The sequence below is a fragment of the Ciceribacter sichuanensis genome (genome assembly GCF_024055605.1).
Classification (GTDB): Bacteria; Pseudomonadota; Alphaproteobacteria; order Rhizobiales; family Rhizobiaceae; genus Allorhizobium; species Allorhizobium sichuanense.
This window is the reverse complement of the sequence record NZ_JAMXLX010000003.1, coordinates 463,313-478,218: the sequence shown is the minus strand read 5'-3', so window position 1 is coordinate 478,218 and position 14,906 is coordinate 463,313. Positions and strand designations below refer to the sequence as shown.

The 14,906-nt window shown below is 58.9% G+C and carries 18 protein-coding genes and 2 pseudogenes; 3 read left to right on the top strand and 17 right to left on the bottom strand.

Annotation, left to right across the window (positions count from 1 at the left end; genetic code table 11):
* Nucleotides 1-76: 76 nt before the first annotated feature.
* Entirely contained in the window at nucleotides 77-994 is a 918-nt protein-coding gene (locus tag NBH21_RS12975; protein ID WP_250913303.1) for an alpha/beta fold hydrolase, read from the bottom strand.
* A gap of 121 nt (nucleotides 995-1,115) precedes the next feature.
* Between NBH21_RS12975 and NBH21_RS12970 the strand changes: the two genes are divergently transcribed.
* Both NBH21_RS12970 and NBH21_RS12965 read left to right on the top strand, forming a co-directional pair.
* Entirely contained in the window at nucleotides 1,116-2,021 is a 906-nt protein-coding gene (locus tag NBH21_RS12970) for a LysR family transcriptional regulator (protein ID WP_250913304.1), read from the top strand.
* Between the two features lie 266 nt (nucleotides 2,022-2,287).
* Nucleotides 2,288-3,541 carry a hypothetical protein gene (locus tag NBH21_RS12965; protein ID WP_250913305.1) on the top strand — a complete coding sequence of 418 codons (1,254 nt, stop codon included), beginning with the start codon at nucleotides 2,288-2,290 and terminating at the stop codon, nucleotides 3,539-3,541.
* A gap of 65 nt (nucleotides 3,542-3,606) precedes the next feature.
* Here the strand turns inward: NBH21_RS12965 and NBH21_RS12960 are convergent, their stop codons facing one another.
* From NBH21_RS12960 to NBH21_RS12940, 5 genes and pseudogenes are all read right to left on the bottom strand, one after another.
* Complete coding sequence (locus NBH21_RS12960; RefSeq protein ID WP_250913306.1) at nucleotides 3,607-4,332, bottom strand: DUF930 domain-containing protein; 726 nt, start codon at nucleotides 4,330-4,332, stop codon at nucleotides 3,607-3,609.
* 35 nt (nucleotides 4,333-4,367) lie between these two features.
* Complete coding sequence (locus NBH21_RS12955) at nucleotides 4,368-6,344, bottom strand: ATP-binding protein (RefSeq protein ID WP_250913307.1); 1,977 nt, start codon at nucleotides 6,342-6,344, stop codon at nucleotides 4,368-4,370.
* 285 nt (nucleotides 6,345-6,629) lie between these two features.
* Entirely contained in the window at nucleotides 6,630-7,055 is a 426-nt protein-coding gene (locus tag NBH21_RS12950) for a GNAT family N-acetyltransferase (RefSeq protein ID WP_250913308.1), read from the bottom strand.
* Between the two features lie 192 nt (nucleotides 7,056-7,247).
* Nucleotides 7,248-7,603, bottom strand: a pseudogene (locus tag NBH21_RS12945) (tyrosine-type recombinase/integrase); the annotation flags it as partial.
* Between the two features lie 117 nt (nucleotides 7,604-7,720).
* A complete protein-coding gene (locus NBH21_RS12940; protein WP_250913309.1) occupies nucleotides 7,721-8,011 on the bottom strand; it encodes a DUF1330 domain-containing protein in 291 nt (96 codons plus the stop codon).
* A gap of 73 nt (nucleotides 8,012-8,084) precedes the next feature.
* Here NBH21_RS12940 and NBH21_RS12935 point away from each other — a divergent pair, with 73 nt between their 5' ends.
* Entirely contained in the window at nucleotides 8,085-8,537 is a 453-nt protein-coding gene (locus NBH21_RS12935) for a MarR family winged helix-turn-helix transcriptional regulator (RefSeq protein WP_250913310.1), read from the top strand.
* A gap of 28 nt (nucleotides 8,538-8,565) precedes the next feature.
* Here NBH21_RS12935 and NBH21_RS12930 read toward each other — a convergent pair.
* From NBH21_RS12930 to NBH21_RS12880, 11 genes and pseudogenes are all read right to left on the bottom strand, one after another.
* Nucleotides 8,566-8,701: pseudogene (locus NBH21_RS12930) on the bottom strand (DNA adenine methylase); the annotation flags it as partial.
* 18 nt (nucleotides 8,702-8,719) lie between these two features.
* On the bottom strand, nucleotides 8,720-10,417 hold the full coding sequence (locus tag NBH21_RS12925) for an SGNH/GDSL hydrolase family protein (protein ID WP_250913311.1): 1,698 nt from the start codon (nucleotides 10,415-10,417) through the stop codon (nucleotides 8,720-8,722).
* A 5-nt stretch (nucleotides 10,418-10,422) separates the two neighbouring features.
* A complete protein-coding gene (locus tag NBH21_RS12920; RefSeq protein ID WP_250913312.1) occupies nucleotides 10,423-10,722 on the bottom strand; it encodes a hypothetical protein in 300 nt (99 codons plus the stop codon).
* Nucleotides 10,723-10,759: 37 nt separating this feature from the next.
* Complete coding sequence (locus tag NBH21_RS12915) at nucleotides 10,760-11,017, bottom strand: hypothetical protein (RefSeq protein WP_250913313.1); 258 nt, start codon at nucleotides 11,015-11,017, stop codon at nucleotides 10,760-10,762.
* Nucleotides 11,018-11,060: 43 nt separating this feature from the next.
* Complete coding sequence (locus NBH21_RS12910; RefSeq protein WP_250913314.1) at nucleotides 11,061-11,390, bottom strand: hypothetical protein; 330 nt, start codon at nucleotides 11,388-11,390, stop codon at nucleotides 11,061-11,063.
* Entirely contained in the window at nucleotides 11,374-11,826 is a 453-nt protein-coding gene (locus NBH21_RS12905; protein WP_250913315.1) for a hypothetical protein, read from the bottom strand. The genes NBH21_RS12910 and NBH21_RS12905 overlap by 17 nt, the downstream gene beginning before the upstream one ends.
* A gap of 10 nt (nucleotides 11,827-11,836) precedes the next feature.
* A complete protein-coding gene (locus tag NBH21_RS12900; RefSeq protein ID WP_250913316.1) occupies nucleotides 11,837-12,328 on the bottom strand; it encodes a hypothetical protein in 492 nt (163 codons plus the stop codon).
* Nucleotides 12,329-12,358: 30 nt separating this feature from the next.
* Complete coding sequence (locus tag NBH21_RS12895) at nucleotides 12,359-13,099, bottom strand: peptidoglycan recognition protein family protein (RefSeq protein ID WP_250913317.1); 741 nt, start codon at nucleotides 13,097-13,099, stop codon at nucleotides 12,359-12,361.
* A gap of 66 nt (nucleotides 13,100-13,165) precedes the next feature.
* Entirely contained in the window at nucleotides 13,166-14,236 is a 1,071-nt protein-coding gene (locus NBH21_RS12890; RefSeq protein ID WP_250913318.1) for a phage late control D family protein, read from the bottom strand.
* A 5-nt stretch (nucleotides 14,237-14,241) separates the two neighbouring features.
* Complete coding sequence (locus NBH21_RS12885; protein ID WP_250913319.1) at nucleotides 14,242-14,463, bottom strand: tail protein X; 222 nt, start codon at nucleotides 14,461-14,463, stop codon at nucleotides 14,242-14,244.
* A gap of 2 nt (nucleotides 14,464-14,465) precedes the next feature.
* Nucleotides 14,466-14,906, bottom strand: a complete 441-nt coding sequence (locus tag NBH21_RS12880) for a phage tail protein (protein ID WP_250913320.1) — start codon at nucleotides 14,904-14,906, stop codon at nucleotides 14,466-14,468.

The following is a 14,906-nucleotide window of genomic DNA, read 5'->3' as shown; positions in this document are numbered from 1 at the left end:
CGGCTTGATAGATGTAATGGGTGTCAGTTGGCCCGAAGCCGTGAATGTAGAGGACGACGGGCTTGGCGGATTTCGATCACTCCAGGAAGTCGCGGACGAGCTTGATGGTGGCGGTCGGGTTTTCTTCCATGATCCAGTGGCCGGAATCCGGAACGATACCTTCGCGGACGTCTTCTGCAGCCGCGCGCATCACGATCGCCATCATCGGTCCGAAGGATTTTTCACCGCCAAGCGCCAGCACTGGCATTTTCAGCTTGCCACGCTCAGCCAGGAAGGCACGATTGTCCGTTACATCCTGGTCGAATGCCGCGAACTGGGCAAAGCCGGAATGCATTGCGCCGGGCATGGCGTAGAGTCTCGCATAATGTTCGCGCGAAGCTTCGGTGAAGCGCGACGGAGTAGCCGAGAATTCGTTCCAGAAGCGGTCGAGGTAGATGCGCTCCCTACCGGCGACCAGCCGCTCCATGTCGGGCCCGCCGAAACGGAAGTGCCAGAGCAGCGGACTCTTCAATATATCTTCCCACGGACCGACGCCGGGAAGCGGCGCGTCGATCAGCACGAAGCGCCGGACGCGATCCGGGTTCTGCGCGGCGAAGGCGTAGCCAACCATGTTGCCGATATCGTGGGTGACGAGGTCGGCCTGCTTGACATTCAGGCGATCGAGAACAGCAGCCACGTCACCTGCCTGGGTTTTCTTGTCGAACCCGCCAGCAGGTTTCGATGACAAGCCCAGACCGCGCAGGTCGGGCACGATCACCGTATGGTCGCGCGCCAAATCGGCGGCCATCGGCGACCACATGTCGCCGGTTTCCCCATAGCCGTGCAGCAGGACGACGGCTGGACCCTTGCCGCCGATGCGGACATGGATGGTCGCGTCCTTGGCCTGGACATTCTCGGTACGGAAGCTGCTCGGGAAGGGCGCGACCTGCGCCGGTGCAGGAGTGGCGGCGAACAGCAAAGCCGCTGCGCCAATTGCAGAGAGTTTACGAAGCATCACACATCTCCAGATCTTTGGCGCCGCCCCCTGACGCGCCTTCTGGACACGTAAATGCTCCTGATGCATTGTTCGTACTAGCCGGAGAACTCCGATAACTATCCGACGGAATTTCCGAACAATGATGAAGTTTGACGGGATTGCCGCTTTCGTTGCCACCGCCGAGGCAGGATCGATCAGCGCAGCCTCAAGACGGCTCGGCCTGGCCAAGTCCGTAGTCAGCGAGCGCCTGGCCGAATTGGAACGTATTCTCGGCACCAAGCTGATCCAGCGGACGACGCGCAAGCTTTCCCTGACGGAGAATGGGCAAACCTTCCTGCCGCGCGCTCAGCGCATCCTTCGCGAGGCCGACGAAGCTGCCGCCGAACTGGCGGCGCGGAGCGGGAAGCTCGCGGGCCCGCTGAGACTATCTGCACCGGTCAGCTTCGGGATCCTCCATCTGGCGCCGGCGCTCACCAAATTCATCCAGGAGCATCCCCAGATCGAAGTCTCGGTGGAGCTGGACGACCGGTTCGTCGATGCGGCCGCCGGTGGGTTCGACGCAGTCCTTCGGCACGGCGTGATCGGCGACAGCCGGCTCATTGCCCGGCGCCTGGCGACGAGCCGCCGATTGCTCGTCGCCTCCCCCGCCTATCTGGAACGGAAAGGGCATCCGGCGTCGATAGACGAGCTGCAGCATCATTGCGGCATCCTCTATTCGATGCGCGAGGGCGATTGGCGCTTCTCGACCGAGCATGGCTGGCAAGTCGTCCGGCCGAAGGCCGCGCTCCGGGTCAACAATGGCCTGGTCATGAGGGAGGCGGCGATGGCGGGCCTCGGAATCACGTTACTGCCGACCTTCTTCATCCATGAAGCCGTAAAAAGCGGAGTGTTGGTGCCGATCGACGTCGGCGCACGGGCCGAGGGCGCAGAGCTTTTCATAACTTACCCCCGCGATCATGGCGCCTCGGCGAAAATCCGCGCACTGGCCGACAGCTTGCAGCGGAGCTTCGGCAACCCACCCTACTGGGACCGGCTGGCCAGCTAGATTGATCTTCCGGCGGAGCTATTGGCTCGACTGGGGCCGGAGGCGCACTGTCCGCTGTCGGGGCCGTAACTTCAAGAGCCGTCACATCACGGCCGGCAACGTCCAGACGACCGTAGCTTCTTTATGTCGGACGCAGATAGCTGCCGTAGCTTGGTTGGCCCCACAGGAGCCCCTTTTTTGTGCACAACTTCTAGAAATAGTGGCCGCACCGTTACTCTACCGAAAAGCACCGACTAAGGTGAGGTAATACCTCTGGAGGAAACGCCATGGCTGCGACTTCTTTCCTTGTCGGCAAAATGCCCGACAAGACCATTGTGGCGATTATTGAGGCCGTGCAGGAGAAGTACGGAATGGAGCACCGCTCTATTCAGTATAGCGGATTGAACTTGAAAGATCCGGAAATCGAGAAGCTAAAGGAAAGGAAGGAAACCACCTATCTTCTCACTGAGGCGGGGATTAACACCAAATCCCACAAATTCACACTCGACATCAAGCGTAACAGCGACATACCGGAGCGCATCCACTACGACACCGTGACCATCAATTACGGTTCAAGTCCACAGCCGGAAACCTTAGAAGTTATCGAGTTTGCAGATTTTGTGCGGCAGAAGATGAAGCTTCCGTCGCCAGATATTCCGGCGGACGCCGACAAGTCGGCGCTTGGGTTGCTTGAGCAGGAAATCGCGTCCCTAAAGGCACTTCACGACAAGATGATTGCCGATGCACTCGATCTCCGGAGAACCCTGGAGGAGCAAGACGCTCTCCGCAAGACGACTTTTGAAGAAGCTGCGCTCAACCGGGAGCTTGAGATCTCCGCGAACGAGAAGGGCAGCCTAGAACGCATTGCAAAGGAGAGAGTTGCGCTGGACGAAAGGCTGAAGGAATTCGATCTTTCCGACCATCTCCGCGCACGCCGTAAGCTCCGGGAAGACATTAGCAACCAGGTTCAGGATATCTTGAAGCGTCCTGTCAGCTCCGGATTTGGCTCGCTCAAGCTCGTGATGGTGATGCTGATATGCCTGATCGCCTCGATGGGCTCAGGTCTCTTTGCTTATGAGACCTTTCAGTCATTTATATCAAGCGCGAACCTTGCCAACGGCGGTGCCTCACAGATTTCGTCTCCCATGCTTTGGATGCTTGCTGCCAGAGGTATTCTTCTGACTGCTGTCTGCATAGGTTTCGCTGCATACCTGGTCAGCATGCTCCGCCGGTCGTACGACGAAGATATTCACGTCCAACGGGAACTACAGCGGTACGGAATGGACATCAATCGTGCGAGTTGGGTTATCGAAACAGCCATGGAAATGACCACAAAGGAGGGCGCGACACTTCCAGAACGATGGGTCGAGGGTGCTACACATGGACTATTCGCATCGGGGAAGAAGGCGGACGATCCAAACGCACTCACGGCCCTCGGAGCAATAATGGGCCTGGGACCGGAAGTGAATGTCGGGCCTGCAGGTGCCAGCTTCAAGCTGTCATCAAAGGGTTCAAAACAAGCGGCCAAGGATGCCGAGTAACGTGTCCAACCCACAGAAGAACGATGTGAATGCGGTGAGTTCACGATCGGCCCATACCAACCGCCCTAATCAAGCGGCTTATCTTCGGTGGGAAGACTATGCTCGGCCCAATCTTCCTTCGGGATCGGATCGCCCATGAGAAATTCAAAGGCCGCAACCTTCTTATGGTCTGGGGTGAGGTCACATTTGAATTGCAACCTATACCAATCTCGCTTGCTGTGCAGAGCCGCCCCCTCTGCCGAAAAGGAGTTTCCCGATAGTTTCGGGTCGTCCATCGCATAGGCTACAACGCGATCAGGCTGATACTCTTCGCTCCACGCTCCGACCTGAGCCATAGCTTCCAAATTGCATAGTTGTTCGATCTGATCCGCGGGCCTGAGCATCGCAAGCTCTTGTCTGGCATTTCGGCTTCTTGGATCGTCCAGCACCTTCTCCGACAACATGCGCAACGGCTTCACCACGGTTGGCGTTTCATCACGACGATGAACCTCGTCCGGGACCGCCTCTGGAATTGCTGGTGTCTTTAACGCCGTCTCGGGCGTGTCCGCCGGCAAGTCCTCGCCCTGCCGTTTAGGAGGAAGATCAAGTTGCCGCGCCGGCTTCGCCTGTTGATCGGTTCGGGGAGGTGGAAGGGTCACGATTTCCACCTCTATGCTCTGCTCCTGCGGCTCGGCCTGTTTCGGCGCGGCGGGCAAAAGCAGTACGAAAACGCCCACAAGGATATGAAGGAGCGCGGACCCCGCAAGGCCCCACCTGTCGAATCGATCCTCTGTCCGTTCCGCCAACCTCATGGTTGTCCACCGGCACACCCCCGCTTGACAAGCGACTAAATCTTTAGCTGCTTGAAAAAAGCTTCGTTCCGAAGCCGTGCATCCTTAAGCACGTACTTATAGCTCAGCGCTTGCACAAAGGCGCGGTAATCCGAGTTGTATCCATAGAAACCCCCACCGCCAGGCAACGGCACATTGATCTGTGCAAGCCTGAGCCACTTGCGCATATTGGGGGTGAAGTCAGCGATGACATAGCAGAAGAACGGCGTATCGGCCGTCACTTCCTGAATCTGACCCCCGTCCTTGTCGAGGATTTTGCCGTTTTGAAGGTCTTCGATGTAGCTGTAAATTTGGACGAATGGGTTTTCCTCCTCGTCATATTCGTTGCGAACTGGTTTCTTGAATTCCACGATAACCACCGGCTGATCGGTGCCCGGACGATGGTAGGCTGACCTTCCCGCGAATAACAGCACATCCGGGCGATCTGAAGAAGTCTGCTCGCTTACGACCTTCTTGAGAGCTTTGTCCGACGCCCAGTATTCGTAATACGTGAGCTTATCATCCACGATCCAAAGGTTGTGCTTGTCGACATGGACGTCTTTGTTCGTGACACGCATCGGCACGATGAAGCTGTGCAGCGCCTCTTCAGAATGGTGCTTCATCGTTCCGTCTGGTTTGTACTGCAGGCGCTTTTCCAATAGATCGAGCACGATTTTGCGCCGGACAGTGTAATCAGCTAGCACGGAAAATTCGTGTTCGGTAAGCCGACCCAATAGCTCTGCCACGCCGGTTTCGACTGGGTCCTCTTCCTTTGGCTCGGTCCTGGACAGTACTTCGACCTTACGCTCAATATCGCGGTTGTCGCGGTAATCCATGATCGCGAGTTGCTGGTAAATCTGTTCAGCCGTGCGGAAATTTCGTGGGACGCTCGACACGACGAAGCCTTTAGGATCATCAACCAAGTAGGCATACCGCGGATATTTCTTGATGACAGACTTCGTAATATCAGCCTGTTTCTGAATCACCCGCTCGATGGACGCGGAGAGGACGTTTCGGATTGCGTCGAAAGTTTTTCGTTTAATAGTGTCGAGCAGTTCCGCATCCAAGTCGAACGCCGTTCGCTCAGAATTAACTGAATCATCTAGAATTTGCCCCGAAAGTACACCCGCGTAAGCGTAAGAAGCCTTCTCCCTATCAATGTAGGTGACGAGGCCCAATGCAAGCCCGATATCAAATTCTGCGACCACGCGGCCATGCGCAGCCAGATAAATTTTGTGTGCAGCTTTCCCTTCAACGACCGACTTTTCAAGCAAGTTGTGGTCGAGTTGCAGGGAGATATCGTCGTTTATGACCAAGGGAATGGCGCTCAGAGCCAGTTCCTTTTCCTTCAGATAGGCGCCGAGCTCAATCGACTCGCTGGTGCCTTCGATTGTAATCTTCGGGCGAGCGGAGGAAATCAGATAGGGAAGAAAATGAGCGACGACTTTGCGGACTGTCGTGTCAAATTTCGTGGGAAAATGCTTGGCATATGCAGACTTCATGCGCCGGAGCACCACTGTCGTCCCGGGATCAACACCTTTGGTTTCAACGAGGGTGTAGCCCGATAGGGGCACGTCGTTATTTAGAACCAACGTGAAGGAACGCTGGAATAGTTTCCCTTCCTGCTCGAAGATGCTGATTACGTGTGCTTCAGCGAACACTTTCAACCAGGATAGGCGCCCAAGGCCTTTGCCTCCCCGCATGACCTTGTGACCGCTATCGTAGGTCATGAACGAAATGAAATTATCCTTGTTCAAGCCAATTCCATTGTCCCGTATCTCAATGGAAGGATTATCGGATTCGGGATCGATAAGAGAAATGGCGATCTCACCATGCTCCGTCCATTTCTCGCCGTAGCGATCCTGAATGGCGTGCAGCGAATTGTAGATGGCCTCCCACAACGGCAGGAGCGAATTCGAGGGCGTCGAAGATCCGAGGGCGTAATTCTGAACCCTTCGGACCAGGTTCGCCTGAAATGTCATATCTTTAATCATGGTCCTATCCCCCACGACTACAAATCAAATGTGGAGAACTTTGCCAAGACATCTTCTGGGTTGAGCGCAATCAAATCGTGACGACTTCGGCACCCCTAAAGCGGCGAAACAGCGCTGCTGAATGGCAGCTTGTGGTCGATCGCCATGACCACTTGAACGACGGGAATAAAGGCGCAAAGCTGCACCTTGGCATCCGGCCCCCAATGACCGGTTTGGGCGACTATCGTCATGGCGCATAAGCGCAGGAAAGCGGACGCCATTTCGCGGTCGCACCCCCTGCACCATTCACTCGGCAGTAGACTCGAGCAATAGGTAATCTTGACCATCAGCTTGTCCTTCGCCAACCCGGATGAAGCCTTGTGAACGGTAGAAGGCGAGTGCCGCTTCGTTTGCGGACACGCATTTGAGCCGATAGCGTGTCACCTTCCAGCCCGGCAATGCTGACAGTAGCGCCCTACCGATCCCCCTCCGCGATTGGCGTGGATCGACATGCAGGTGATGAATGAAATTGTCGGGCTCCCAGACGGAGATGAACCCTAAGGGTTCCGCTCCATCGATGGCGACTATTTGCAACTCGCCTTCGGTCTCGCGGTCAAAGTCACCAAGATCATACGAGGAAGGCGTCTCCCAATGAAATGCTGCGTGCCGAGATACTCGGAACAGCTCTCGTAGGGCAGGTAGATCGCGCGGCTCTACAGGTCTGATGATCATAGTCTGGTGTCTCCCAGAATGTGCGCGCGGTACAAGCGAGATGCTCCTTCTTGACGTTATCGGAAGAGTGGCAGCTATCCGCCATATGCTTCCAAAAGTCATCGGTCCGGTTTCCACCCAATACCGACAGGCAAACAGCATATCCTGCGCATCGAAGCGGTCATCCGCGGTGAGGCGGATAATCGCTTGAATTCAGATTTCGGTTCGCTCCGCCAGGAGCAGCGCATCCTCCACGTCGACACCAAGGTATCGGACCGTGTTTTCGATCTTGGAATGACCGAGCAATATCTGGATCGCACGGATATGACCTGTCGCCCTGTAGATCATCAATGCCTTCGTGCGACGAAGCGAGTGAGTTCCATATTCCTCAGGACGCAGACCGATCGCGGTCCCCCACTCGTCAACGAGGCGTGCATACTACCTCATGCTCATGCGTTTTGCGTGATCGACTCGGCTGGGCAATACATAGCCTCGACCGAGCCGCCTCGCCGTTCCAGCTAGGCCAGAAGGCTGGCTCTCATGTCGCTCGTGATCTCGAATTGGATGGGACTTGGCTTAAAGACGCGGTAAATCAACGCGTCTTTCGAGCATGGGCACGACGGGTGTCGACGCGAAGCGAGCGATGCGGGTGCAACTCGCCATACTGGATCGTTTGACGCGGGGCTTCAGCCGGTTTCGACAACGAACATCCTCGCTTGCTGAGCCTCCCGGCGTTCGGCCTTGATCGGTGCGTATTTCTCGGAATTGTAGAAGGCTAGCGCTTGAGCCAGGGTCGGAAACTCAAACACGCCAGCCATTGGGAGAGGCGCCCTGTCGCCTTCTAGAACCTGCGCAACAGGACCGAAGTGCAGGATCCGCCCGCCCGCCTCTTGTAGAGCCGCCTGAAAGCGAGGAGCGAGCGCTGCTTGCTTGGCGGGATCGATGACACGCAGATTGATATGCACGTACGCTGGCATGGTACATCTCCAAATGTTGCCAAATAATGCATATACATTATTATGCTCACACTGGGTTGTCGAGGGTGCAGACGTGAGCGGGTTTGATCCAGAATTTTTGAAGGGCGTCGCAGCGGAATGCCCAGGCTTTCAGGCTCGTGCGACGGCGCGTGCGGTCACGCGCTATTACAACGCCTGCTTCAAGCCGCTCGGGCTGACGGCCGAGCAATTCAGCCTCTTGGTCGGGATCGGAGCGGCCGAGGGAGCTACACTCGTTGATCTTGCGGTCAGCGCAGGGGTCGATGCGACTACTCTCAGCCGAAATGTTCAGAACCTGGAGGCGCGAGGTTTGGTCCGCGCTGAAGGTGGACGTGGCCGCGCAGGAAAGCGGCTAAACTTGACCCGTTCTGGGCGTCGCCTCATGTTAGATGCCTTTCCCGTCTGGAAATCGGCCAAAGCGGAGCTCTCCCGCTACATGGGCGATGAACAGCTTCGATCGACAACACGGGCAATGGCGGAGTTAGCCAAGGTGGCCGGCTTAGCGTAGGATGTCGCCCCTTCCGCAAACGCCACCTTGAAGGATCGCATGCCCGCAGCCCTTCGAATTCCCTCCCGCTCGTGATCTGGAACTTGATCATATCCATGAATTGCATGGTAGTGCCGCTGCAGTATCCTGAAGAGGTTCACGACGTCGCCGGAACGATCATTGATGACCCCGGCATCCGGTCGCTATGCCGCCAAATTCCACGCCGGCCGTGGATCGGTGCATTTGCGGATAATCGGTTTCGAGATCTTCAGGACACCAGTCCCGGGCGCGGTCGCGTTGATGTCGATCGAGAGAGGACGGCTGTCGAGGCGGAAACGGTCCACGCCGCCCTGCACCAGCGTGGGCATCATCCTCAACCAGCCAGACCAACCGTCCGACAGCGGCAGGTCCTGAGTTCCGTCATCGGGATTGATGAACCCGGTACCGGAGGAGATCCTGAGCGTCGTCGACTGGTAAAGTTCGGCCTGCAGGCTGATGCTGTTCCAGAGGGGAGATGCGGAAAATTCGAGATACATCAGCATTTCAAACCAGTCGCCCTCGACCAGTCCAAGCGCCGACAGCAGCGTGGCGGCGGACCCGTAGACGAACCGCCAGTTTTCACCGCGCGCGCCACCGCCGATCGAGGTGAACTGGATCACCTGCTTTTCGTAGGTGCCATCGACGACTTCTTTCGAGCAGACAGCCGCGACCGCCGAACCCGAGTTGCGCGTGACGCGGTGACCAGTCGCCACCTGCCCGGAACCATAGGTGGCCGAGATGGTTCCCGTCGTGCCCAGCAACCCGTTCGATGGCCAGATATTGCCGTCAGCGGGATCGAGGTTCCAGGTCTCACCGGGTTCCACCATCTCCTGCAGGATCGGCAGCAACGCCGACGCTATGGCCTTGCCGCCCTTGGGGTTGGGATGAAGAATGTCCGAGCCGAACAGTGACGCATCAAACGTCGGATAATTGAAACCGAGACCGGTGATATCGAGCACCCGCAAGCCGTCGCGGCCAGACTGCGCCTTGATCCACTCGTTGACGCCAGCGACGATCAAGGCCTTTTCGCTACCCTCCGGCCACGCTCCCCGGTCGGTAATCGTCTGGATGACGCACCAGATACCCTCATTGCGAAGCATGGCCATCTGCCTGTCGAGACGGGTGATGACATGAGCCGCCGAGGTGACGCCGTCGCCGCTGGAAATATCGTTTGTGCCATTGTCGAGATGCACGATGTTCGGCTGTCGTGCAGCTATCCATGGCGTTCGCTCGATTGTGCCCGGCGCGTTGCCCTCCTTGACGAGGTGGTCGCCAGCGACACCGGAATGCGATCCCGCAATCTGATTGGCGCCGGTCATCCACGCTATCGAGGCGTCGTACCACATGTCGGTGTTGAACCGGTGATCCCAAAGCCGAACCCACGACATGGCCCCACGAACACACGATGAATGAACGCCCATGTTGTTGGAGAATGCGCCCCGCTGGATAAACGAGTGGCCAAGGCTCATGACCTTTGCGCCAGCAGCCATCGGCAGCGCCGGCAGTTCCACCAGATCGACAACGGGCCCGACCGGCGCGCTGATCGAAGCTTCCGACCTGCCGATGCCAAACGCCGTCTCTACCACGCGGATAAACTTGCCGTTCACCCCGGAAAGGGTGACCGTCGTGCCGGTCATTTCAGAACCGAAGTCTGCCCAACCTGTCAGGCCATCATCGGAAACCTGTATCTGACGGCCATAGGCGTTCACGACATACGGATATGAGCCGGGCCACACCGTCACCTCGAGAGTATCCATCAAGGTTCCAGTCAGGAATGGAGGGACGATCGCGGCGCGACCTCTCACCAGAGCAGGGGAACCGCCCAGGCCGAAACCGCCGGCGCCGAATTTTACAAAGCCCATGGGGTTTACTCCATGATGACGGAGACGGCGACCGGCGCGTCGCCGTCGGGATAAAAGTAGAGATTGGTGGAGGCATCGTCGAATGCGAGCGATACCGGCTGACGCCAGGCGATCGGGAAAAAATCGAAGGTGGCGTCGCCCTCGGCCGCGTCGGGATCGGGAGCGCCGAGAGGGGTGTCGGCCCCGGTCTTTATGTATCCGGAGCCGGACGGTGTGCGAATGAGCGCCAGAACTTTCGCCTTGCCCGTGGCGAGTGGCGTCCATTGATTTGCGGCGCACAGGACGCCTTTTGTCATAGCCGTCATGTCGGCATTCCCTCGATTTCGGATGATGGTTGATCGGCTAGGCCGCCGTGACGGCAACCAGGAGCGGGCGCTCTACGCTCGACCGGATGTAGACATCCTGCCCGGAGACGCCCGCCATGGAAAACGGCATGCCGGCCCTGCATTCGTGATAGGCGCTATCGGCGTCGGGAGCAGCCGTCCCGACATAGACATGCACGGGATCGACCCAGCTATGCGTTATCAGGACGTTTTGCAGTTGAGCCGAAACCTTTTCCCAGCCGTCCGCCAGCGCTGGCGCGGTTTTATAAGCGGTCATTTTCGTAACCCCGGTTATTCAGAGAGTTGGTGGGATGCGAGCCTCAGAGGCCGCGCCGCAGTTCTCGCTGGAGCCGCAATTCCTCGCGGGTGCGATCCAGTTCGATCAGCATGCGGTCATGGATTTTTGCGATTTCGCGCCCGACATCGGTCAGTTCGCGCGTCGCGGAGGTATGCGCCTCGAGAGCGGCCGATGCGCGGTTGAGAGCGGCCGGATCGACAATGACGGCGGCAACCTGCGCGGCCGCCGCGCTCTTTGCCGGACCGGCATTCTGTCCGGCCGACAGTCCGAGAAACCGGACGGCGAATATGATGGCGAGCGTCGCGCCGAACACGACGACTGCCAGCGGAGGCAGATCAGCCACCTGTTCCATTACGGGCCTCTCCCTGGTCATGCGCGGCTCTATTGATGTTGACGAGTTCCCCAACCGCGAAGAGCGGGTAGATGGCGAGCCAGGCGTCGATGACACCGGATGAGGCATAGCAATAGGAGATGCCGACCCAGATCAGACAACCGATCCCGGCCGACACCTGCCTGATATGCGGGGTTACGTCCGCGCGCGCGCCATTGATGACGAGGCCGCCGAGACGAACGAGGCCGAGCAGGACCATAGACCAGCCAAGCACGTCCTCGTCGCGGAACAGCTCGCGGAACCCGGTCCATGCGGGCTGATCGAATGTCCGGCCGGGCAGGAGCAGCACATAACCCAGGCAGATGGTGTGCATAGCCATCAGCCACTCTGTCATGCGGGTGCCGAAGCGATGCCGGATCCGGATCCAGATACCTGTTCCGGTATAGCCGTCCCTCATGGCGATCACCTCACCGCTGCAAAACGATAGGGATCTTGCTGGTGATGATGTCGCGCAGGGCATCGCCCGTTACCCCGAGCTTCTTCACGGCTTCGGGGTTTTTGGTCTCGACATAGCGCACGGCCTCGCTGACCAGGCCGGGGCCGATCGTCGCGGCCGCCGGCGTCAGGCCGGATTTCGTCAGGGCGAAATTGAGCGCATTGACGGCGGACTGATGCAGCGCCTCGCGCAACTGCCGCTCATACTCCGCCCGCTGGGCATCGCTGGAAATCTTGAGCAGCGCCACCAGCCGCGCCGCCACCCAGGCAAACAGCCCCGGAACGAACACCGTGGCGAACAGGGCAACGAGCGGCTGGAAAATCGGCCAGAGATCCCGCCAGAACGAAAAGGCGGAGGCATCAGGAGCGACCGAGGCCGCGTAGCTCACCATGGGCCAGCCGACGAACAGAGCAATGCCGAGAACGATGAGGGTGGCAACCACCCCGGAGAACGTAATACGCATGGGATTTTTCCTTGTTCAGTGAGGAGGGGATCACGCCGCGATCGGCGTTTCGTAGGTCTGGCGCAGTCGCGATACGGTCGCGGCATCGAATTCGCCGCTTTCCGGCAGGGAAGACGCCAGCTGGTAAGCCTTGATCGCCTTACGCGTCTTGGCTCCGATGATGCCGTCCACGGGGCCGAGCACGTAACCGGCGAGGGTGAGAAGGCGCTGGAGATAGGCGATGCGAGTGTCCGGGCCTTCCAGTACGGGCGCCGTCGCCGGCGAGAGCGTCACGACCTTCCACACGCCCTTGATGTCGGCGACCGGCAGGCCGCGCGCGGCGGCCCACGGAATGACATCGAATGTCGGGCAGGCCTTGATATGTTCGAACGGCTCAATGATGCCATTGCCGTTCCGGTCGGGCGAAAGATCCCGATGACCGCACCAACGGATATCGGGAAAATCCCGCGTCAGTTCGCCCATGCGCTTCTCCAGCGTCGCGAGCTGCGCGGCGGAAATCGTCGAGAAGTCGGGCTTGCCGTTGCGATCGATGCCGCCAACCAGCGAAATCCCGTAGGAAATGGAATTGAAGCCCGCGACATGCGCGCCAACCGCCAGCTTGCCACGGCCGATTTCCGCGCGCCCGTCCGGATTGATGATTTCGTTATAGCCGATATCTGACCAGCCCTGCGCCTTGTGGATGGCACGAATGCCGGCCACCCCCTTGTTCCAGCCGGGCGGGGTTGCCGTCACATGCACGACGCCGAGCGTCGTCTTCTTGCGATACGCCATTATAGTTCTCCATGTTGTGATGAGCCGCAGAAGCGGCAGTCAGGACCGACCGATCTGGCCAGCCAGTCAGGAAAGCCCGGGGACAGGCGCGAGATCGCCATCGTCGGGATCGGAAGGCGCAGAACCGCTCTTGCGGGTATCCTTGCCCACCCCGGCGCCGGGTTGCTTGATGCTGATCGAGGTCGTCGCGCCGCCGCTGCGGTTCGCCTTGTGCTTCACGTCAGTGATACGATAGGTACCGTCGACGCCAGGGCGTGCGCCGGACAGCGTGAATGGCGACTCCGCCTGCGCATCGGGAGTAATGTCGAGTTCGACAGTGCCGTCGCCGGCTTCCCGTTCCGCCTCGCTCTTGCGACCTTCGGCCCTAAGCTTCGCCTGTTCCTCGTCTCCGACCGGCATACGAACGATGTTCGCCACATCGGGCGCATCGTCGTCGGCCTCAATCTCGACCTCGGTCGACTTGAACTTTGCCTCGTCACGATCGAACCAGCGCACTTCCGCGCGGGTGAATTTCCCGCGACCCGTAAACGGCGCAATATCCCAGCTGATGACGTTTCCGCCCGGACCGACCGTGCCGGCGATCGGCGGCAACTGGTCACCGCCGCGCTTGACCAATACCGCCTTCGTGCCACGCAGTTTGAATGTGCCATTGACCTCACGGGCGATCCGTTCGCCGAGAGCCATGAAGTTCTCGCTGTCGGCGGCCCAATAGTCGCGCCGGATCGATGCAAGTTGCGGATCGATCGAAAGAGAGAAACCGGCATTTTCGGCGGCCTCCTCGAGGAATTCCTTGAGCGTCGCGTCGTCACGATGAAACGACTGCCCCTCCTTGGCCTTTCCCCGGCTGTCGAAGCCCTTTCCGGTCACCTTCAGCTCCCGCCCGCCGCCGCGCGACCCCGTCGAACGCACCTTGTCGACGGTGCCATTGAATGCGGGAAAACCGTCGAGTGTGATGGCGATCGCCACGCCTTCAGGCGGCAATTTCAGCTGGCCATCGCTATCGTCGAAGGTCAGCGAGCAGGTATCGCTCGACGTGCCCTCCTTGTCCGCGACCTCGATATTGATGAGGTAGGGACGCATGTCTTCGCTGCGATCGGCACCGCCGATCGACACGCTCCAGTCAACGGACCAGGCCATGATGATTATCCGAACAGAGTGATGACGGTACGGGTTGTGCTTGAGGCTGCCGGCAGGTCGGGAATGACAATGACCGTGCCGAGCGGCAGGTAATCGCCGAGCGAGGCCAGTCCGGGATTGAGTTCGTAGGTTTGCTCAAGCAGCTGGCGGCCGCGCACGCCGTAACGACGGTGCAGCAACAGGTCGAGGGCGATACCCTCGCCACGGATGGTGACGGTTTCCGGCATGGTCAAAGCCCCAGCGCGTTGAAAAGGGAAAGCAGCCCGGAAATCACCTGCTGACCGTCTCCGGAGATCTGGTCCGCCTGCTCCATGGTAATGGAGTGCTGCACGGTAAAACCGACGCCATCGCGCATCAGGTGCTCGTGGCGTTCGGTGATCTTGTTGATGACATACCAGCCATAACGATAGCCATCGCCCCGCATCAGCGGGAAGCGCGCGCCGGATCGCCGCATCCCGTGCAGCGTCTCCAGTTCGCTCAGGCCGCCGATCCGCGACGGAAGGATGGTGCCGGAGATGGTGATATCGTCTTCACCCTCTCCGGTGTTTTCCTTGCGCTGACGCCCGCCTATGATCGGCTTGGCGGCGATGGATGCGCCGGACTGGCGATCCATGCTGTCGATCGAAAACGGCGCGGTATCGACCGCTACGGCTCCAAGAAGATACAGCAT